Source organism: Pseudooceanicola batsensis HTCC2597 (assembly GCF_000152725.1).
Lineage (GTDB): Bacteria > Pseudomonadota > Alphaproteobacteria > Rhodobacterales > Rhodobacteraceae > Pseudooceanicola > Pseudooceanicola batsensis.
On record NZ_AAMO01000008.1, the window covers coordinates 247,791 to 267,951 of the forward strand.

Genomic DNA, 20,161 nt, shown 5'->3' on the forward strand with positions numbered 1-20,161 from the left:
GGTGACGGCGCCTACTGGCCCGCCGGTACCCGAGACGGGCTTGTGCGGGTCATGCCCACTACCGCCTCGACGATCTCGTCCTTGCTCACGCGGACCCGGTCCTCCAGCGGGGGCGCGTATGCCACGGGGATCCGGGGCGCGCCCAGTCGGCGCACCGGCGCCTCGAGGCGATCGTGCAGCGTTTCGGCGACGGTCGCCGCGATCTCGGCGCCGAAGCCCGCCACCGACACCGCCTCCTGCGCGACGAGCAGCCTGCCGGTGCGCTCGACCGAGGCGAGCACGGTGTCGCGGTCCCAGGGCCAGAGCGTGCGCAGGTCGATCACCTCGACCTCGATTCCCCGCGCCGCCAGCTCCTCGGCGGTCTCCAGGCTGGCGTGGCGCATGGCCGACCAGGTGACCAGCGTGACGTCCCGGCCCGCGCGGGCGATCTCGGCTTTGCCGAGCGGCACCAGATGCTCGTCCTCGGGCACCTCGCCCTCGAACCCCCAGAGGTTCTTGTGCTCCATGTAGACGACGGGGTCGTCGCACCGGATCGCGGATTTCAGCAGGCCGAGGTTGTCGGCCGGGGTCGATGGCGCGACCACCACGAGCCCGGGGATGTGGGCGTACCACGCCTCGAGCGACTGCGAATGCTGCGCGGCCGACGAGCGCCAGATGCCGATCGGTTCGCGCACGACGAGCGGCACGCGCATCTGACCGCCGAACATGAAGCGGGCCTTGGCCGCCTGGTTCACCAGTTCGTCCACGGCGCAGAGGGCGAAGTCCGAGAACCGCATCTCGACCACCGGCCGGGTGTCCGTCATCGCGGCACCGACGGCGGCGCCCATGATGCAGGCCTCGGAGATCGGCGTGTCGACGATGCGCTCGTCGCCGAATGTGTCCTGCAGGCCGCGATACTGTCCGAACACGCCCCCGCGCCCGAGATCCTCGCCCAGGGCCCAGACCCGTTCGTCGCGCTGCATCTCTTCCCGCAGGGCCCTGTGTCCGGCCTCGAGATAGCTGGTATTTGCCATCAATATGCCCTCTCTGCCGGGTTGCCGATATCCTGGACATCCGCGAAGGCCTGCGCCGGATCGGGCCATTCGGCATCCCTGGCGCGGGCGTAGACGTCCTGCATGTACTGTTCGGCCTCGGTGCGCTGCTGCTGCATCCGAGCCTCGTCCACCCCGGCGAGGCGCAGGGCGCCTTCCAGCCGGGCGATCGGACAATGGGCGCGCCATTCCTCGACCTCCGCGGCATCGCGATAGGTGGCCGGGTCGACGGCGGTATGGCCGGTCATCCGGTAGGTGCGGCACTGCAGGAAGCGGGGTCCGCCGCCCTGGCGGATGGCGTCGATCGCGGTGCGGGCGGCCGCATCCACACCCAGCACGTCGTTGCCGTCGACCTCTTCGGCGGGCAGTCCGAGGCTTTCCGCGCGGGCCACCGCGCCCGGACCGCCGGTCAGCGTGCGGGTCCGCGTGGTGGCGGAAAAGCCGTTGTCCTCGCAGACGAAGAGCACGGGGAGGTCGTAGACCCTGGCCCAGTTCAGCCCTTCCAGGAATGGCCCGCGGTTGATCGCGCCGTCGCCGAAGATGCAGACCGCGATGTCGTCCGAGCGGCGCATCTTCAACGCATGGGCCGCGCCCACACCGATGGTGATGTTGGCGCCGACAACGCCGTTCGCCCCGAGCATGCCGACGCCGAAATCCGCGATGTGCATCGAGCCGCCCTTGCCGCCGCAGGTGCCCTCTGCCCGGCCGAAGAGCTCCATCATCATGGCCAGGGGATCGGCCCCCTTGGCCAGGGTGTGGCCGTGACCCCGATGGGTCGAGAGCAGAAGGTCCGCCTGCCTGAGGTTCGGGCAGATTCCCGCCGCTACCGCCTCCTGGCCGATGGAGGGGTGGATCGCGCCGAGCACCAGCCCTTCGCGCTGCGCCTCGATCGCGGTTTCCTCGAACAGCCGGATCTTCCACATGAGCGACAGGACCGGCAGGAGCCGTTCGCTGTCGAGGTTCGCCGAGGTCTCTTCCGCCCGGGCCGCGTTCTGGGTCACGACAATTCCTCCCTTGTCTGCTCTGCGCCGGTTTCGTCCGGCCGGTTGGTGGCGAGCATCCGGCTGAGCCGGTCCGCTTCGCTGCGGAGCGCTTCGGCCAGTTCGGCGCGGCGCGCCTCTTGCATACGCTCGCGTATGGCTGCGATGGACAGGGCCGCCACGGCCTTTCCGGTCTCGTCCAGCACGGGCACGCCGACCGCGGCCATGGCGCCGACGATGTAGCCGTCGTTGAAGGCGTGGCCGGTGGCCCGCGTAATGCGGATCATGTCGCGCAGCCTGTCGGCCGCGAACCTCTCGAAGGGGCTGCGCGCGGCATGGTCGTCACGAAGGATGCGCGCGATCTCGGCCTCGTCCTGGAACGCCAGGAGCGCCAGAGACCCGGCCCCCACGCCGAGGGGCCGGCGATCGCCTACGTCCAGCGTGAGGGTCCGGATGGGATAGTGGCCGGTCGACCGATCGACGCAGAGCGCCTGGTCCCCATCCCGGACGGAAAGATACACGGTGTCGCCGGTGCCTGCCGCCAGCCGTGCCAGGGCCGGGCGCGCCATGTCGACGATCTGGAAGCGTCGGGCCGCGGCGCCCAGCACGAAGAGTTCGTATCCGAGCGCGTAGCGTTTCGAGGCGGTGTCGAGTTCGACGAACCCAACGTCGAGGAGGCCGTGCAGCAGCCGGTGCGCCGTCGCCTTGCCCAGCCCGACGGCCGCCGTCACGTCCGCCAGCCGCAGGCCCTCGGACGGGCCGGACGCGAGCACGCGAAGCACGCTTGCCGCGCGGTCTATGGTCTGGACCGATGCGCCCCCGTTTTCCGGCATGCCGGAACCCCTTCTCCTCCCCGTCCGGATCGCTCCGGATTTGTTCCGCTGAATGGAACGTTTCGGATGCTATTTTGGAACACGGGGGTCTGTCAACCATCATGAGGCGGTTGCCGGAAAACCGAACCGGGCCGTCAGAGGAAGACCAGGAACGCCGACAGGGCGAGCATGGCCGCCATGGTGCCGTTGAAGATCCTCCATAACCGTGGAGAGGTCAGAAGGTAGACGAGCAGCGAGCCCGCGAAGGACCAGAACAGGCAGACGAAGAGGTTGATGCCGGAAAAGGCCGTCGCCAGCCGGGCAGCCTCGCCCCAGGGGGACAGCTCGGCCGGGTATCCGGCCGCGGCGGCGAGAGCGATGGCCCAGACCTTCGGGTTGACCCACTGGAAGAGAACCGCGCGGGAGAAGCTCCAGGGCGTGTCCCCGGCCGTGGCGTTCTGCGCGCGGGCGGCCGTGAGCAGCTTGTAGGCCATGTAGAGGATCCAGCCACCGGCCGCCAGTTTGAGGACGAGGTTGACCGCGGGGGCCGCCAACAGCAGCGACCCGATCCCCAACCCGGTGAGGCCCGAGGTGATCCCGACACCCGCCGCCACGCCCAGCACGTGCGGAATGGTCGCGCGGAAGCCGAAGCGTGCCCCGGATGCGGTCAACAGGATGACATTGGGCCCGGGCGAAAAGAGGCCGGCGAAGACGAAAGCGTGGAGCGGGTCGAAATACATGACCGCCGACTGTCGCGCCAACCGCGCTCCTGTGCAAGCGGCGCGCGGCGAGACGTCCGGAGCGGAGCGTGGCTGCCGGCACTGCACCGGGGGCCGGGCACGGGAGGCGAACCGCCTCGACACCGGCACGGGCAGGGGAAGTTCCGCAGGGGCGAGCGATTTCGGCACGCCGGACGCTGCCCTCGGTCTATGGGTCGCACCCGGGGAACCGGAGCGGCCAAAAGGCCGGCCCCGCCGCCGACGCGACACCCCGGACCCGGGTCGGAGACCCGGGCCCGGCCTTGCGCCTGTACCGGCCCGATCCAGCGACGGGAGCGGTCGGTTGACAGGGCGGGGTTTCATCGACCTATTGACCCCGGAACTGGCAGGCGACGGGGGCACTTCATGGCATATCTGAACCGCGAGGCGGCACAACGCCTGATGGAGGCGGAGGGGCTGGAGGCACTGATCCTCTTCTCGGCGGAAGCCTTCGCCCATGCGACCGGTGCATCGCCGGGCGTCGCCACCATGTGGCGACGGGAAGGGGCCGTCGCGGTGCTGGTGCCGGCGGATGCCGCCGTGCCGGAGACGGTCGTGGTGAGCGATCTGTTCGCGGCCGGACTGCGCCGCGAGAGCCATATCGAGGACATCCGCGAAAGCCCGATCTGGGTCGAGGCGATGACGCTTGGCGATGCCGACCCGGATGCGCCGCTCGCCCCGTCCTTCGCGGGGGTATGGGAGGCGGACGGCAGGCCCGCCGGCAACGCGCGCCCCGAGACCTTCGATCCGGCCGTCTGCTACGGGCACCTGCGCGACGCGCTGGCGGAAAAGGGGATGCGGGATGCCCGGGTCGGGGTCGAGTTCACGGCCGTCTCGGCGCGCGGCTATCCGGAACTCTCCGCCGCGCTTGCCCCCGCGCAGCTGATCGACGGGACGGACATCGCGCGACAGCTGCGGGCCGTAAAGGCGCCCGAAGAGATCGCCCTGCTGCGGAGTGCGGTGCAGGTCGCGGAAACCGGCATCGAAGCGGTGCGGGACGCCATCGCCGCCGGCGTGTCGCGCAACGATCTGGCGGCGGTCTGGTCGGAGAAGGTCGCCGTCACGGGGGCGGAAACCCCGATGACGGGCGCCTGGGAATATATCTCGGTCGGCCCCGACCCCTGGGGCGGCAATGCCGTCGCCACGCCGGGTGATCTGGTCAAGGTGGATGTGGGCTGCCTGATGCGGGGCTATACCTCGGACAGCGGGAGGACCTTTGTGGTGGGATCGCCGCGCCGGCTCCAGACCGAGCTGCACGCGGCACTGATGGCCGGTTTCCATGCCGGTTTCGATCTGCTGCGCCCCGGTGTCCCCCTGTCCGAGGTGCATCGCGCGGCGCAATCCGCGATCCGCGCCAAGGGCCTGACCGGCTACAGCCGGGGGCACTTCGGCCACAGCCTCGGGACCGGGCCGGGCAGCGAGGAGTGGCCGTTCATCTCGGCCCGGGCCGAGACGCGGATCGAAAGCGGCATGGTGCTGGCCTTCGAATGCCCGATCTACGTCACCCGCCTGGGCGGCATGATCATCGAGGACCAGGTCGAAATCACCGAGGACGGGCCGGTTTCGATGAACCGTCTGCCGCGTGATCTTGTCGCCTGCTGAGAGTTTGCAGCCCCGGGGGGCAGCCTATGTTGCGGCGGGTCCGAGGTCGGGCAGGCGGTCCTCCAGCATGGTTTCCATCGCGAAGTAACCGGTGATGGTCTCGAGCTCGGTCCCGGTGGTCAGCTTGCGATAGACCTGGTCGTATCCGGCCATGCCCCGGGTCACGATCTTAAGCATGTAGTCCCAGTCGCCGCCGATGCGGTGCATCTCGACGACCTCGGGGATGCGCGCCACGTGGTCGCGGAAACGCTCGGCCCAGTCGAGCGAATGGTGGCGCGTCCGGATCATCGCGAAGACGGTGAGATCGAACCCCAGGCCCGCAAGGTCGATGCGGGGGCGGCTTCCCTTGATGATACCAGCCGATTCCAGGCGCTTCAGCCGCCGCCAGAGCGCATTCTGCGACAGGCCGATCCGGTCCGCCAGCGCGCGTTGAGAGGCCGAGGCATCCGCGTGCAGCGCCATCAGCAGTTTTTGATCCATGCGGTCGATCTTCATCGCTGTTCCTTGGTCGCCCTTCCAGTGTGCGCATGTGTCATATGCCACGGTCTGAGGCGCCTTGTCGATCAAATGCACCAAAACCTCGGTGAATATGGCGAAAGAATGTGAAGCATTCGCGAGATGCGGTTGTTATTTTCCTTGCGACGAAGGCCCCGATAAAAGGACATCAGAATGTCGGCAGATCTTTCCCCGCTGGCCCGGTTCGAAGAGCAGCTGCGCGCGAAGCCCGATCCCCGCAAGGCGCTCGGGGCCGGGCTGATCGGTGCGGATCACCGGATCGAGACGCCGGAGGGGGCGAAACGGCTGGTCTATGCCGATTACGTCGCCTCGGGGCGCGCGTTGGCGCAGGTCGAGGACTTCATGCGCGACGAGGTCTTGCCCTACTACGCCAACACCCATACCGAGTCTTCCTTCTGCGGGGCCTATTCCACCCGGCTGCGAGAGGCGGCCCGCGCGAGGGTCGCGCGCCACTGCGGGGCCGATGCGCGGGATCACGCGGTGATCTTCGCCGGCAGCGGGGCGACCACGGGGCTGAATCAGCTCGTGCATCTTCTGGACCTGCCGGGATCTCTGGCGCGGGGCGAGACGGTCACCGTGCTGACCGGGCCCTACGAGCATCACTCCAATCTCCTGCCCTGGCGCGAAAGCGGGGCGCGGACCGAAGAGATCGACGAGGCGCCCGAAGGCGGCCCGGACATGGACAAGCTGGCCCGCGCGCTCCGGCGCCTGTCGGGAGAGGGCCGGGTGATCGTCGCCATGAGCGCGGCGGCCAACGTCACCGGCATCTGCGCGGACGTGGCGGCGGTGACGGCTCTGGTCAAGAGCCACGGCGCGACCATGGTCTGGGACTACGCGGCCGGTGCCCCCTACCTGCCGATGACCATGACGCCGCAGGGCCACGAGATCGACGCGATGGTCTTTTCCCCGCACAAGTTCATCGGCGGACCCGGGGCCAGCGGCGTTCTCGTCCTGAGGCGTGACGCGGTCCGGAGCACGAGGCCCTACCGCCCCGGCGGGGGGACGGTCGCCTTCGTCAACGGCAGACATCACGATTTCCTTCGCGATCTCGAGGAGCGCGAGGAAGGCGGCACCCCCAACATCGCCGGCGACATCCGGGCGGCGCTGACTATGATCGTCAAGGACGTGATCGGCCAGGATCACATGACCGCCCGCAACGCCGCGCTGACGGCGCGGGCCTTCGCGGCCTGGGGCGACGAACCCGCCATCGACATCCTCGCGCCGGGCCACCGTGACCGTTTGCCGATCTTTTCCTTCACCATCGATGCGCCCGGGGTGACGGCCGCGGAGGTCACAGCCGCGCTGTCACGGCACCACGGTATCCAGGCCCGGGGGGGATGCGCCTGCGCGGGGCCCTATGCGCACCGGCTCCTTTCGATCGGGGCGGAACGGTCGGAGGAACTGCGCATCGCGATCAAGGAGGGGCGGACCGACGAGAAACCGGGCTTCGTGCGCCTGAACTTCAGCGTCCTGATGTCGGATGACACGGTTGACTACATCATCGCCTCCGTCACGCGCCTTGCGCGCGACTACCGGGCCCGCGCGCCTCGCATCGGAGATCGCCACGTCTGTCCCGCGACGGCTTGACCCCGCTTCGACAAAACAAAATAAAGGTGGGGAAACGGCTCCGCGCGTGTTCGAGCGGCGGACCCAACAGGAGAGATGACATTGAGACATTTTCTTAAAGGAACCGCGGCGACGCTGGCCGCCAGTGCGATGCTGACCGGCCCGGCGCTTGCCGAGGAATGGCGCTTCAACAACTTCCTGCCCGAGACGCGGCCGGAATCGGCGCAGATCGAGCAGTTCGCCCAGGACGTGAACGAGGCGCTCGCCGACCGGGATTTCTCTATCGAGGTCTATCACGGCGGCTCTCTCGGTCTGCCGAACACCGACCTGCTGCGCGTGGTGCCGACCGGCGCCGTCGAGATGAGCCTGATGTGGGCGAACTACCTCGGCCGGGATGCGCCCGAGCTGGGATCCGTCTTCGTGCAGGGCGCGATCAGCACCGTCGAGGAACTCAAGAGCGTCCTGCCGGTCGCGCAGGAGATCTACGCCGAAGCCTATGACGAATGGGACATCACCACCGTCGGCTTCGTGGCCATCCCGACGCTGTCGGTCTCGGTCTTCTGTCGCGACGAGCCGGTGAACACGATGGAGGGCCTGCGCGACGTCAAGCTGCGGGTCTGGGCGCGCGAACAGGTCGAGACCTTCACCCGGCTGGGCGTCGCCGCGCAGATCATCCCGCAGGAGGACACCTATGTCGCGTTGCGCACCGGTGTCGTCGACTGCGCGCTGTACCCGGCGCTCTATGCGCACACGATCTCGCTGCAGGAGGTGACGAACTACGCCTCGTTCCTCTATCCCATGGCCTCGGCCCCCTACACGATCGGCGTGCAGGACGATCTCTGGGAATCGACCGATCCCGAGATCCGCGATGCGATCACGGCGGCGGCGGACGATCTGTGGGAGCGGACCAACCAGTACGACGCGGATATCGAGAACGAGATGGCCGCGCGCGAAAAGCTGGCCGAGCAGGGGATCGTCTGGGGCGATGACTTCCCCGATGCCGACCGCGAGCAGTTTGTCGAGGCCGTGTCCGAGACCTGGAAGATGCTGGCCGAGGAGGCGGGCGGAGAGGCGCTCGACTACCGCGAGCGGATGCTGACGGCCCTGGGACGCTAAGCCGCCTGTGGCGCAGTTCCGTCATCACTATGCGCGGGGGCTGGACCGTCTGGCCCTTGCGCTGGCCCTGTGCGCCTCGCTGTGCATGGTGGCGATTGTCGGCCTGGTCACCACGAGCGTGATCATGCGCCGCTTTGCCGGCACGCCGCTGCATATCACCGAGGACGTGGTGGGCCTTCTTCTGACCGCGATGCTGTTTCTCGGGCTGCCGCTGGTGACGCTCCGGGCGCAGCATGTGCGCGTCTCGATCGTCTCGAACGCGTTGGAGCCGCGGTACGGCGGTGCCGTGCATGTCGCGGCCATGCTGGTCGGTCTCGTGTTCTTCGGCTGGATCTTCATCAAGGCGCTGCCCTGGCTCGAATTCGCCTGGAAACGGAGCCTCAGGACCGAGACGGCGCGCCTGCTTCTTTATCCATGGATGGCGGCGCTGCCGCTGTCGGTGGGGCTGACCTGGGTGATCTTCGCCTCGCGGCTCACGGGCCTGCTGGAGCGCGAGCGCTACGTCTCGCTCTCGAAACTGCCGAAGGTCGCGTCGGACACCCCGGACACGGGTGGCTGAGCGATGTTCTGGTCCTCGCTGATCGGTATTCTGGTGGCCAGCGCCGCCACCGGCGTCGCCCTCGGAGCGGCGCTCGGCCTGACCGGGCTGTTCCTGTTGCAGGTCTATTCCAACGGCGCCACCGGGCTGGCCGTGGATGCGATCTGGAACGTGTTCAACTCCTTCACCCTCAGCGCCGTGCCGCTGTTCATCCTGCTGGGGGAGATCCTGTTGCGCAGCGGGGTGAGCAACCGCGCCTACGCCGCCTTCGCCCCGGTCTTCAGCAAGGTGCCGGGCGGTCTGCTGCACACGAACATCGCGGTCTGCACCATCTTTGGCGCGGTCAGCGGCTCCAGCCTGTCGACGGCGGCGGCTGTCGGGTCGGTCGCCTACCCGGAGATGACGCGGCGCGGCTATGACAAGGACGTCATCGTCGGCAGCCTTGCGGGCGGCGGCACCCTGGGCCTGCTGATCCCGCCCAGCCTGTCGTTCCTGATCTTCGGCGCCCTGACCGAGACCTCGATCGGGCGGCTCTTCATCGCGGGGATCGTGCCGGGCCTGATGATCGGTCTGGCCTTCATGATCTACGTGGTCATCAAGGCGCTGCGCCACCCGCATGTGGCGCCGCGCCCCGACAGGCATCTGCCGCTTGGCTCGGTGCTGCGGGGGCTGGGACAGGTCTGGCCGCTTCTGCTGCTGATCCTCGCCGTGATCGGAAGCATCATCGGCGGGCTGGCCACACCGACCGAGGCGGCCGCCCTCGGCGTCGTGCTGGCGACGCTGATATCGTTCATCTGGGGGGACCTGACGCTCAAGGCGCTGCGCGAGGCGATCTTTCACGCGACGCTTCTTTTCGCCGCCATCGGGTTCGTCGTGATGGGCGCGACGATCCTGGCGCAGTCGGTCAGCATTCTCGGCGTGGCGCAGCAGATCCTGAACGTGGTGGCGGACAGCGGCCTGGATCGCTATACGATCCTGCTTCTCGTCGTGCTGATCTACCTGGTGCTGGGGTGTTTCTTCGACGGTCTCTCGCTGATGATCATGACCCTGCCGGTGGTGTTCCCGCTGCTGGTCGGCCTGGGATACGATCCGATCTGGATCGGCGTCATGATCACCATCGTGATCGAGATCGGTCAGGTCACGCCACCGGTCGGTCTGAACCTTTCGGTGCTGGCCAGCCTGACCAACAACGAGGTCAGCCTGGGCCGTGTCGCGCGGGCCACTGTGCCCTACTGGATCATTCACCTGCTGGCGATCGCCGTTCTCACGATCTTTCCCGCCATCGCCCTGTTCCTGCCGAACCTGCTGTTCTGATCGGTTCGTGCCGGCGCCCGGAGCGCGAGGCTTTCAGAACGTCGTCCACATGCCCAGCTTGACGGCGGTCGTGCGGTTGCGGAATTCGTGAACGAGGCCGAGTTCCAGGAACAGGGTCTCGGACAGTTTCACCACATGGGACGGCGCGATGGCGAGGGTGCTCCGGCCCGACGAGGGGGCGGAATACTGCAACTGGACCACGGAGAGCGCGCCGCTCGCATGATTGACGCCGAAGGTCGCGTCGATCTTGCCCAGCCCCGCGCCGGTCCCGTAGAGCGCATAGCTCGCATCCAATCCGACCCATCCGTTGCCCCAGGGGGCGTCGTAGGACCGGCCCCAGGCCAGGCCCGGGCGCAGGGCGGCGGTGAGGCCGGCGGCGGTTTCGACTGCGCCAAGGCCCAGTTCGAAGGCGGCGGCGCTTCTGCCGGTGGAAAGGGGGGTGCGGAGGAACAGAAGACCCGAGGTATCGCCGCTGGCCAGGTTGCGCCCCGCATCCACCCCGATCGTGAGCCGCCCGGTCAGGCCGTATTCGTAGAACAGCGAGGCGTAGGTGCCGAAGTCCGGCCCCTTCGCGGTCGATTGTACGGAGAACGAGAGGAAGGAGCGCCCCTCTTCCCGCAGCCAGGCATCGGCCTGGGCCGCGGGTGCCGCGACGAGCAGCCCAAGGGTCACACCGGCGGCCGGCAGACACGCGGCGATGGCGCGCGCGAGCCTGCGGGGCCGGTGCCTCGAATCAGGGTTGCTGCCACACCGCAAGCTCAGGCCCTCCCGACAGAGTTTTCCGCCGCGCGCCGCGAATATTGCCCCGGCCCGTCGGACTTGTGGGCTGCCCCGGAGGCCGCCGCGCGTCGCAGCACCGCCAGCGGAGGACCCGCGGGAACCGGATCGGCCGGGGGACCAGAGGCGGGGGAGGGGCATCATGGCTTCTCTCGCGTAGGAGCGGCGGGTTTCAGGTCAGAGACCGGATATATTCCGCCAGTTTCAGCGGCTTGAAGGGCTTGTGCAGGATGTGGTCGGCGCCGAGCGCGCGGAACTCGGCCTCGGACTCGGCCGAGGTGCGGGCGGTGCACATGACGATGATGGCATCGCCCTGATCGGCATTGGCCCGGGCGGCGCGCAGCACGTCCAGCCCGTCGGGCGGCGGCATCATCACGTCCAGAAGCATCACGTCGAAGGTCTGCGTCGCCAGCAGTGACATCGCTTCGGTACCCGAGGCGGCGAACGTCGCTTCGATATCGGGTTCGGTCATGATCGCCAGTTCGATCAGTTCCCGGATGTCGGCCTCGTCATCGACGAAAAGTACGTTCATGGGTCCTTCTCTGCCTCGCTTGTCCCGCGGTCGAACCGGATGCGGAAGGTCGTGCCGCTGTCACACGCCCCGTCGGCCTGCGCCCTGGTCTCGATCGTGATCTCTCCGCCCTGTCGCTGGACCAGTTCGCGCGTGATCGCAAGACCGAGGCCGGTCCCGCTGGCCTGCACGTCGCGGCCATGGATCGGCTTGGTGAACCGGTCGAACAGCCGGTCCAGCGCGGCCTGGGGAATGCCGGGACCGGTGTCGGTGACGTAGAGCGAGACGGCCTTGTCCGTGACGTCGGCGCCGAGGTTCACCACGCCGCCCGGGGGCGAGTACTTGATCGCGTTGGAGATCAGGTTGGCGAGGATCTGCTGCAGGCGGACCGGATCCAGCATCAGCACCGGATCCTCGTGATCGGGGAGGGGGTTCACGCGGATCGTCACATCGCGGCTGAGCCCGTAGCCCGCGTTGGTGGCCGAGGCCTCGGTCAGGGCCTGGCCGACGCGAACCGGTTCGCGTGCGATGGACAGCTGCTGCTGGTCGATGGCCTGCAGGGTCAGGATGTCGTTCACCAGAACCAGGAGCCGTTCGGTATTGCGCGATGCCATCGAGACGAGCTTGGCCGCCCCCTGCGGCAGCGTGTCCCCGAAGCGGTCACCCAGCAGGTCCAGCGCGCCGGAGAGCGAGGTCAGAGGCGTGCGCAGTTCGTGGTTCACCGAGGTGACGAACGCCATGCGGGCTTCGGCGAGCCGCTCCTGTGCCGAGATGTCCTCGAGCATGCAATAGGCGATCTCCGCCCCGTAGAGCTTGAGTTTCTTGACCCGGCACTGCACGGCCTGCCGCTCGTCCTCGCCTTCGCCCGGCGGCAGGTCGAGCCGGAAGGTCGCGGTGCCCTCGGGGATGACCGGCAGGGGCGGAATGCGATCGCGCAGGCGCCGGACCGCGGTGTCGTCGTCCCGGGCGCCGAGGAATCGGCGCGCGACCAGGTTCGACCGGCGCAGCGTGCCGGTATCGTCGAAGATCACGATGCCGTCGCCGACGTTCTCGAAGATCGCGTCGAATTCCCTCTGGGCGGACTTTATCTGCAGCCGGTCCCGTTCCGAGCGTTTCAGGCCCTCGGCCAGCAGCACCGAATGGCGGCGCGCGCGGATTGCCGACATCAGAACGGTGAAGAAAAGCGCGAGCGCAATGATACCGAAGGCGATGGTGCGTTCCCAGTAGCCGCGCATGACCGCCGCGCGGTCGCGGCTGACGTGTATTTCGAGACCCAGGCCAGGCAGGGCGCGGCTGGCCATCATCTGCGCGCCCGAGCCCCCCTCCGCGGTCTGACGATTGGCAAAGGCGGTCTCGCCGTTGGCGGTCACGATCCGGACCCGCATGTCCGGCGCGACCTCCTGCAGGGAAAGCAGGCTCGCATAGTAGTCCTCGCCGAGGGACGAGGCGATGACGCCGCGAAGTTCGCCGCTGCTGCTGAGCACGGGCCAGGCGATCGGCGTGACCCGCCGCCCCGACCCGCGGGAGGTGATGGGCACGCCGACCGTGAACGCGTCGCGCGCCAGGGTGACGGCGGTCTGGAAATAGGCCCGGTCGCCCAGGTTCATGCCGACCAGGCTGGCGGCCGTAGACCAGAGCACGGTGCCGGAATTGTCCAGCAGGACGAGGCTGTCGACCTGTTCGATCTCTTCCACCGCGCGTTGCAGGCGGCGCCCGTAATGCGCGTCGATGTTGTCGGCATATCGGAAGGGCAGATACGAAATGTCGTCGATCAGGGACCACATCTCGAGGTTGGCGACGGCCAGCGAGGCCTCAAGCGACTGCTCGAACAGCTCGGCGAAGTGCCGCAGCTGCTGATGCGCACGCGCGGCGGTGCGTCGCTGGTCCGCCAAAGCGAGAAGGACCATACCGCCGATGAAGATCAGCGTGACTGCAATCATCAGCAGACGGAACACCCATCTCGATCGCTTGTCCGGGATGTATTCGGTCTGGAGAAAATAGTCGGAGCGGACCATCAGCGCGCGCCGACGGCGTCGTGCACGACATGGATGCGGGCCTCGGTGTCTCCGACCAGTCGTTCGGCCATCTGGATCCCCCGCACGAGGACCTCTCCCGGGGTCCGCCCGCCCGGCGGCAGCAGCACGGCACTGAGCGAGAGAGGCAGTCGCGTCCAGCCTTCGCGGATCGAGAGGCTGGCCCCCGCGACCGCGTCGATGAAGCCTTGCGCGGTGGTTCGCATGTCCTGTTCCGTGCTGTCGGGCATGGCCAGGCAGAAGAGATCGCCCTCCCAGTGGCAGAACAGGGCTCGGGCGGGAACGGGAACCGCGCCCAGAAGGCCGGCCACGCTCCGGTAGATCGTGGGCAGATCGCCGGAGGGGTGATCCGCCGTTTCGGAGAGGCCGTTGATCCGCAGGACGATCTGGCCCAGCCGGTGATGCGCCGCGGGCGGGATGGCGAGCAGCGCGGCCTGATAGCCCGCCTTGTTGCCCAGCACCTCGGCCAGCTCGGCGATGGCCGCGCCGTCGCCTCCGCCACGGCGTCCGGCGCTGGCACGGCGGCGGTCCATTTCGGATTTCAGCCGCAGGCAGCTGCGCATCCGCGCCTGAAGCTCGACCCGGTTGAAGGGCTTGGTGACATAGTCGTTGGCCCCGGCCATGAAGGCATGCTGGAGCGTGTCCATGTCGGTCCGGCTGGTCAGCATGATGATCGGCGTGTCGGCCCAGTCCGTCAGCGCCCGGATACGCGCGCAGAGTTCCACGCCGTCGATCTCGGGCATCATCACGTCCAGCAGGATCAGATCGGCCCGGGCCGTCCCGGCCGAAAGCGCCTCGAGCGCCTCGTTCGAGCTGAGGAAGCTGACGACATCCTCGTAGCCGATATCCGAAAGGGCGGCGCGGATATATTCCTGCGCGATGTCTGAATCGTCCACGGACAAGATGCGGTGTGCCATCGGCATATCCCTTACAACTCCGTCTTCTCGAATACACGCCAGCGGCCGTTCTCGTAAATCTCGTTGTAGCCGGAAAGGCGGTTCCGGGCGAGAGACGGGAAGCGGCGCAACACCCTGTCGGAGACGGCCCGACCTTCGGCGACCTGCGGCACGAGAATATAGCGGGTCTGCGGCAGCCCCCCCTCGAGCGCCCAGTCATAGGCAGGCTGGCCGGCGATCACGAGCCCGCCGATATCCCCCAGTGCGGTGACCATCCCGGGGTTGCGCTCGACATCCAGCAGGATGCCGCTGCGGCCGGAGAGAAAGGCCGCCGCCTCCTGCGTGGGGCCGTCGGCGCCCGTGCCGCGCCCCGCGACCGCGAGGGCCCAGGCGCGGGTTTCCTGGACGGCGGTCGTGCGCATGACCAGCACGGACTGCGCAAGGCCGAAAGCCAGAAGCGCGATGACGACGGGGACGCGCAGCGCCCCGCTCGGCCAGAACCGCAGGCCGGTGACCACCACACCCAGCATCGGTGCGATGGCGATGAGAGGGTCCCCCTCGACGTTCAGCCCGAGGTTCAGCGCATAGGCGCCGCCGACCGTGCCCGCCGCCGCGATCAACGGCATGAAGAGCCCCGGAGTCGGCAGGTTGCGGAGCGCGGCGACGAGGGCCACGGGGACGAGGCCCGACAGGATCATGAGGTGTTCCGTCAGGGGCACGGCCTCTGGTGTTTCGAGAAGCTGCGGCACCAGCGCGCTGTTGAAAATCATGCTGACGAAGAACAGCGACCCGACGGCCGCCGCCACCGGGTAGAACATCGCGAAGAGGTAGCCGGTCGAGGATGCGGCGATCATGCTGGGCCGCGCCGCGACGATCAGGAAGGGCAGGGCGCCGAGGCTGATCAGAAGCCCGTAGCTGTCGGACAGCGCCACGATCATCAGCCCGACCGCGACCTTCATCATGTCCGGGGCGTTTCCGGTGAGCCTGAGGTGGACGATACCGCGGGCGAAGAGCCAGGTGCCGAGGATGGTCAGCATGGTCTCGGGCCCGTCGGCGAGGGCGCGCAGGAAGAACGGGTTCAGGCCGAGCAGGGCCGTGGCGAAGAGGCTGGCCCCGACGCGGAAGGTTCCCATCTGGCGGAGGTTGTCGAACCACAGCAGCAGGATCATCGCCCCGAGCGCGGCCGACAGCAGGAAGGGCACCGGAACGGCATGGTCGCCGGGCAGCGACTGGAGCGCCAGCGTGAGCGCGTAGGGCAGCGGCGGGTAGAACGCGTCGGAGGCGGTGAACTGCCCCGGCCCGTCGATCTGGACGATGGCCTTGGCCCAGAGTTCGGTCACGTCGGCAGAGGTGAACCCCTGAGCCTCGGTCCAGCCGAGCCAGAGCAGGAGCGCCAGGAACAGCGGCAGCGCCGCCGCGAGCCATCCGGCCGCGCGGGTCATGGCCCGGTCTCCGGCATCGGAGCGGCGGCGAGCGCCTCGGGTCCGCCCGCCTTCGCCTCGGCCAGTTCGCTGGCGGTGTGCTTTGACAGGCCGTGTTGCGTCTTTTCCCAGTAGAACGGGTTCGAGATCAGCTGCCAGAGCGCCTTGTAGGCGGCCACGGTCATCAGCACCCAGTAGCCCACCACCGTCACGCCCCATGGCGCGAGGTCGGTCCAGCGGCGCCGGAAGGGCGCGACCATCGTCAGATAGATCAGCAGCCCGTTGCCCGCCAGCAGGTTGACCAGCGACAGATAGAGCACGGGCAGCGGGAAGAAGGGCTCGATCGCGGCGGCACCGAAGATCATCCAGAGCCCGAAGATGGCCCAGAACACCGGGTTCAGCAGGCCCGAGAGGATGGTGCCCCCGATGAAGAAGACGAAGCCGAAGACCCCCGCCGCTCCGACCGAGCGCCACAGGTGCACCGGCCGGCGCGAATGCACCAGGAAGGTCTGCATGTAGCCCTTGATCCAGCGCGAGCGCTGGCGGATCCAGTTGGGGATCGAGACATTCGCCTCTTCGTAGGTGGTGCTGTCGATGACGCCCACGCGATAGCCCTTCTGGGTGAGGCGGATGCCGAGGTCGGCATCCTCGGTCACGTTGAAGGGATCCCAGGCGTTGAGGTCGCGCAGCACGTCGATGCGGAAGTGGTTCGAAGTGCCGCCGAGCGGGATCGGCACGCCCATGCGCTCCAGCCCCGGCAGCATCAGGTCAAACCAGAGCGAGTAATCCAGCGTGAACATGCGCGTCAGCCAGTTTTCCCGCGCGTTGTAGTAGTTGAGGCGGCACTGGATGCAGGCGGTATCGGGCGAGGATTGCTGGAAGGCGGCCACCACCTTGCGCAGCTGGTCCGGCTCGGGTTTGTCCTCGGCATCGTAGATCACCAGGAAATCGCCCTGGGCGTAGCGCAGCGCGAAGTTGCAGGCCTTGGGCTTGGTCTGCGGATGCGAGGGCGGCACGCGCACGATCTCGAACACCCCTTCGAGGTCGAGCCGCTCGGCCGCCTCGATCGTGTCGTGGTCGCCTTCTTCCAGCACGATCTTGATGTCGAGCTTGGCCAGCGGATAGTTCAGGTTGCGCAGGGCCTGGGCGAGGATGGGCAGCACCTCGGGTTCGCGGAACATCGGCACGAGGACGGTATAGACGGGCAGGTCCTCTTCGCGCAGGAGCGCGGCCCCGGCGGCGATCGCCCGCGACGAGGTCTCCTGCGCGGCGCCTCCGATCCAGACCAGCAGTCCCTTGAACAGGAAATTTCCGGTATAGAAGACCGTCAGGAAGATGTTCAGCGCGATCAGAGTGGGCACCGGCGCAAAAGCCACCCCCGCGAGCAGAACCGACAGCAGCACGTAGAGAACCAGGATCTGCGGCGGTGTGACCACCTGCTGCGCGGACATGTCCGGATCCTGTTCGGCCAGAGCGAAGACGGCATCGTGGGAGTGCCGGTCGCGGAACGCCTTCTGCAGGGCGGCCGAGATCTGCAGATGCGTGGCCACGACGATCCGGCTGCGGGGGCCGTAGAGGTCGCGGATATGCAGCAGGGTGCGCGGGCCGGGGCGCGAGGTGGCCACGGTGATCGTGCCGTCGCTCTCGTGCAGGGGAAGGGTGCTGAAGCGGTTCATCACCGCGGGATCGTAGCGCCGGACCAGTGTGTCATCGGCGGGATCGGCCTCGAGGTCCACCAACGGCAGATCGTGGTAGATGGCGATCTGCTCATAAAGGTCCTGCAGGGTGATCCACCGCCGTGCCAGAAGCACCTGGACCAGCGAGACGTTCCATCCCTCGGCCAGATCCTCGGCCGCGACCAGCTGTTCGGCCGACAGCGCGCCGCGTTCGAGCAGCAGCGTCCCGATAGCATCGCTTTCGGCGTCCAGCGGCATCCGGGATCAGGTGCCCGGGCCGCCGCGCCGGGCGCGGTAGATGCGCTGGAAGACGATCAACACGATGAGCGTCAGCAGGACCCAGGCGCCGCCGACGACCCAGGGCCGGTACTTGGCCAGAAGCTGCGAAAGGCTGGTGCGATCGGGATACCGGACCTCGAGCACCGGGTTCGTCCGGGCCGAGGTCGAGACGATCACCCCGTCCTGTCCGATCAGGGCCAGATCGCCCCGGTCGAGGATCAGCGGCGTCTCGGCGCTCGGGGCAGGGGCGGGGCCGGTGCCGGGCCGCAGCCAGAGGCCGTCCTGCCCGCCGCGGGTGACGATCTGGGCCACGCCGAGGCGCTCCAGCGCCGCGCCGGCGAACATGACCTGCCCGTCGGTGTCGCGGATCTCGACCCGGCCCTCGTCGAAGGTGACGGCGGGTTCGCCCTCACCCGGGCTGGTGGCGGAGATGACGAAAAAGGGGAAGCCCGGTTCCAGCGCGGCGACATCCGTGCGCGGCAGGATGGGGGCCCGCTCGGGAATCATGCTGCCCGCGACGCCCGCGATCCACGGCAGCGCCTCGTCGAAGTCCAGCCCGAGCGCGGGATCGAGCACCACCTGCACGCCCGCGCCGAAATCCTGCCGCAGGGCGAAGAAATGGCCGTCGGGCGCGTTTGCATCGGTCAGGCGCAGGACACTTCCCGGCAGGATCTGCGCCGGATAGCCCTGCGGCTTAAACCGACATTCCCCGCCCGAGGGCTGCCGCTGGATCGAGACCCGCAGCTGGTTGTCGCGCCCGATCAGCCCGCGCGGCACGTCGAAGGACAGCCGCTGCGGATCGCCGTCGGGCAGCGGGCGGTTCCCGAGCAGGGTCTCGTTCAGATAGACCGACGCGGTGGCGCCCCGGCCTTCGGCATCCAGCGCCGCCGCCACCATCAGCTCGACGGCGGCGACCGTCTTGCCCGGCGGCAGGTCCGAGGACTGGAAGGGGACAAGAACGTTTTCGGTGGAAACGACCTGACGCGGGGTCAGATCAGCGCTGAGCGCGGCGAGTGGAAGCACATCCGGCGCTGGCGCGGCGTCGCCGACGGCCATCGTGACGGTGGTTTCCGCATCGGCCAGGCCAGCCCATTGCGAGGTCAGCTGCCACAGTCCGACCTGCGGATCCGTGCCCCGGATCCGAAGCTCGGGGAAGGGGGTGCCGGATGTGACCTGCATTTCGCTCGCGGCGCCGGAGGTCGCCGTCTCCAGCGTCAGCGCGCCTTCTTCCCAGGCGGAGCCGTCGGACGGATCCGCCGGGCCGACCCGCATACCGCCCGCTTCCGCGTCGAAAAGCGCCGCCGCCCGTGTGACCGCCGCGAGAAGGGCGGGGGACGGCGCCTCGGGCAGGATCAGCCGTGTCTGCGACGGGCGGAACCCGGCGAACAGCGCGGGCGAGCCGATTTCGGTGGGATCGAGGTCCAGCGTCACCGCCGAGTCGGGCGCGATGTCGACGAAGTCGCCCGAAGCGCGTTCGTCGACGCAGACCCGGTCGGTGAAGGCGCCGGAATAGGTCAGGCCGAGGGTCAGGAAACCGCCGGAGACATCACCGGGCCGGATGGCGACCGGCAGGCTGATGGTGTCGGCCGCATTGCCGAGCGCCCGGCTGGCCACGGGCCGTCCGCCGATCGAGACCTGGAGATACCGGTCCACCGGAACCGTCGCCCCGTGGGTGATCTCAAGCGTGACAGTGCCGCCGCGCAGGGGGGTGGTGTCGGGAACCGGCACGAAGAGGGTAGCCTCGCCCGACAGCTGGCGGAAGGACAGGCCGTCGGAGTACCCGAGATCCGCCAGAGTGATGCTGCGGGTCACGCCCTCGGCCGGAGCGGCAACGGCGACGGGCGCCGTCTGCTGCCCCGATGACTGGGCAAAGGCGGCGAGCGGCGCCAGCATCAGCGCGCCGAGAAGCATCCTGCTCTGGATCATGCGGTATCGGTCCTGTTTTTGGTATGCGTCCTGTCCGCGGTCGCTTGGATATCGAAGAGTGCGGCCTCGATGAGGAACAACTCCTCCCGATTGAAGGGGCTGTTCCGCACATCCGCCTCTTCGGCGATTTCCAGCGCACGCCGGACCGAGGTCTCGATCTCTGCCAGTTCGAGCATCGCGGCGCTGCCGGCCATGTCATGCAGCAGCCGGTGCACCTTGCGCAGCTGGGTTTCCCTTCCGTCGGTGGCCTCGGAGCTGCGGGCCGCCTCGCGAATGGCCTCCAGCCGCTCGGGAAGATTGGCGACAAAACGGGCGCGCGTCTTCTGGACGCGCTGCTCGAATAACCTCTCTCTCTCGGCCAAGGCGATCACCTATTCCTGTGATTTCACGTCCGGAACCTCCTACGACA

The 20,161-nt window shown here is 68.3% G+C and carries 18 protein-coding genes; 5 read left to right on the forward strand and 13 right to left on the reverse strand.

Annotated features, from left to right (window positions below; translation table 11 throughout):
- Nucleotides 1–11 precede the first annotated feature (11 nt).
- The 4 genes from OB2597_RS02480 to OB2597_RS02495 form a co-directional block, all read right to left on the reverse strand.
- Nucleotides 12–1,013: an alpha-ketoacid dehydrogenase subunit beta gene (locus OB2597_RS02480; protein WP_009803934.1), complete on the reverse strand. Its 1,002-nt coding sequence runs from the start codon at nt 1,011–1,013 to the stop codon at nt 12–14.
- On the reverse strand, nt 1,013–2,032 hold the full coding sequence (locus OB2597_RS02485) for a thiamine pyrophosphate-dependent dehydrogenase E1 component subunit alpha (protein WP_009803935.1): 1,020 nt from the start codon (nt 2,030–2,032) through the stop codon (nt 1,013–1,015). The genes OB2597_RS02480 and OB2597_RS02485 overlap by 1 nt, the downstream gene beginning before the upstream one ends.
- A complete protein-coding gene (locus OB2597_RS02490; protein ID WP_009803936.1) occupies nt 2,029–2,844 on the reverse strand; it encodes an IclR family transcriptional regulator in 816 nt (271 codons plus the stop codon). Before OB2597_RS02490 ends, OB2597_RS02485 begins: the two co-directional genes overlap by 4 nt.
- Nucleotides 2,845–2,978: 134 nt before the next feature.
- Entirely contained in the window at nt 2,979–3,563 is a 585-nt protein-coding gene (locus tag OB2597_RS02495; protein ID WP_009803937.1) for a LysE family translocator, read from the reverse strand.
- A 384-nt stretch (nt 3,564–3,947) separates the two neighbouring features.
- On the opposite strand from OB2597_RS02495, the gene OB2597_RS02500 reads away from it, so the two are divergent.
- Nucleotides 3,948–5,183, forward strand: a complete 1,236-nt coding sequence (locus OB2597_RS02500) for a M24 family metallopeptidase (RefSeq protein WP_009803938.1) — start codon at nt 3,948–3,950, stop codon at nt 5,181–5,183.
- Nucleotides 5,184–5,207: 24 nt separating this feature from the next.
- Here the strand turns inward: OB2597_RS02500 and OB2597_RS02505 are convergent, their stop codons facing one another.
- Nucleotides 5,208–5,678, reverse strand: coding sequence for an Lrp/AsnC family transcriptional regulator (locus OB2597_RS02505; protein ID WP_009803939.1), 471 nt, complete (start codon nt 5,676–5,678; stop codon nt 5,208–5,210).
- A 174-nt stretch (nt 5,679–5,852) separates the two neighbouring features.
- On the opposite strand from OB2597_RS02505, the gene OB2597_RS02510 reads away from it, so the two are divergent.
- The 4 genes from OB2597_RS02510 to OB2597_RS02525 all read left to right on the forward strand — a co-directional run bounded on the left by OB2597_RS02510 (nt 5,853) and on the right by OB2597_RS02525 (nt 10,233).
- A complete protein-coding gene (locus OB2597_RS02510) occupies nt 5,853–7,286 on the forward strand; it encodes an aminotransferase class V-fold PLP-dependent enzyme (protein ID WP_009803940.1) in 1,434 nt (477 codons plus the stop codon).
- 75 nt (nt 7,287–7,361) lie between these two features.
- Complete coding sequence (gene dctP / locus OB2597_RS02515) at nt 7,362–8,381, forward strand: TRAP transporter substrate-binding protein DctP (RefSeq protein WP_040608902.1); 1,020 nt, start codon at nt 7,362–7,364, stop codon at nt 8,379–8,381.
- A 7-nt stretch (nt 8,382–8,388) separates the two neighbouring features.
- Complete coding sequence (locus tag OB2597_RS02520; RefSeq protein WP_009803942.1) at nt 8,389–8,940, forward strand: TRAP transporter small permease; 552 nt, start codon at nt 8,389–8,391, stop codon at nt 8,938–8,940.
- Nucleotides 8,941–8,943: 3 nt separating this feature from the next.
- Nucleotides 8,944–10,233 carry a TRAP transporter large permease gene (locus OB2597_RS02525; protein ID WP_009803943.1) on the forward strand — a complete coding sequence of 430 codons (1,290 nt, stop codon included), beginning with the start codon at nt 8,944–8,946 and terminating at the stop codon, nt 10,231–10,233.
- A 33-nt stretch (nt 10,234–10,266) separates the two neighbouring features.
- Here OB2597_RS02525 and OB2597_RS02530 read toward each other — a convergent pair whose 3' ends face one another.
- The 8 genes from OB2597_RS02530 to OB2597_RS02565 all read right to left on the reverse strand — a co-directional run bounded on the left by OB2597_RS02530 (nt 10,267) and on the right by OB2597_RS02565 (nt 20,114).
- Complete coding sequence (locus OB2597_RS02530) at nt 10,267–10,905, reverse strand: hypothetical protein (RefSeq protein WP_009803944.1); 639 nt, start codon at nt 10,903–10,905, stop codon at nt 10,267–10,269.
- A 277-nt stretch (nt 10,906–11,182) separates the two neighbouring features.
- Nucleotides 11,183–11,542 carry a response regulator gene (locus OB2597_RS02535; protein ID WP_009803945.1) on the reverse strand — a complete coding sequence of 120 codons (360 nt, stop codon included), beginning with the start codon at nt 11,540–11,542 and terminating at the stop codon, nt 11,183–11,185.
- Nucleotides 11,539–13,536 carry an ATP-binding protein gene (locus OB2597_RS02540; protein WP_009803946.1) on the reverse strand — a complete coding sequence of 666 codons (1,998 nt, stop codon included), beginning with the start codon at nt 13,534–13,536 and terminating at the stop codon, nt 11,539–11,541. The genes OB2597_RS02535 and OB2597_RS02540 overlap by 4 nt, the downstream gene beginning before the upstream one ends.
- A complete protein-coding gene (locus tag OB2597_RS20790) occupies nt 13,536–14,471 on the reverse strand; it encodes a response regulator (protein ID WP_050759182.1) in 936 nt (311 codons plus the stop codon). Before OB2597_RS20790 ends, OB2597_RS02540 begins: the two co-directional genes overlap by 1 nt.
- An 11-nt stretch (nt 14,472–14,482) precedes the next feature.
- Complete coding sequence (locus OB2597_RS02550) at nt 14,483–15,892, reverse strand: glycosyltransferase family protein (protein ID WP_009803948.1); 1,410 nt, start codon at nt 15,890–15,892, stop codon at nt 14,483–14,485.
- Nucleotides 15,889–17,805: a glycosyltransferase family 2 protein gene (locus OB2597_RS02555; RefSeq protein ID WP_009803949.1), complete on the reverse strand. Its 1,917-nt coding sequence runs from the start codon at nt 17,803–17,805 to the stop codon at nt 15,889–15,891. Before OB2597_RS02555 ends, OB2597_RS02550 begins: the two co-directional genes overlap by 4 nt.
- Nucleotides 17,806–17,811: 6 nt before the next feature.
- The gene (locus tag OB2597_RS02560) at nt 17,812–19,752 is read right to left on the reverse strand and encodes a cellulose biosynthesis cyclic di-GMP-binding regulatory protein BcsB (RefSeq protein ID WP_009803950.1); all 1,941 of its coding nucleotides are present in this window, start codon (nt 19,750–19,752) and stop codon (nt 17,812–17,814) included.
- Nucleotides 19,749–20,114 carry an Hpt domain-containing protein gene (locus tag OB2597_RS02565; RefSeq protein ID WP_161601022.1) on the reverse strand — a complete coding sequence of 122 codons (366 nt, stop codon included), beginning with the start codon at nt 20,112–20,114 and terminating at the stop codon, nt 19,749–19,751. Before OB2597_RS02565 ends, OB2597_RS02560 begins: the two co-directional genes overlap by 4 nt.
- Nucleotides 20,115–20,161: the final 47 nt, after the last annotated feature.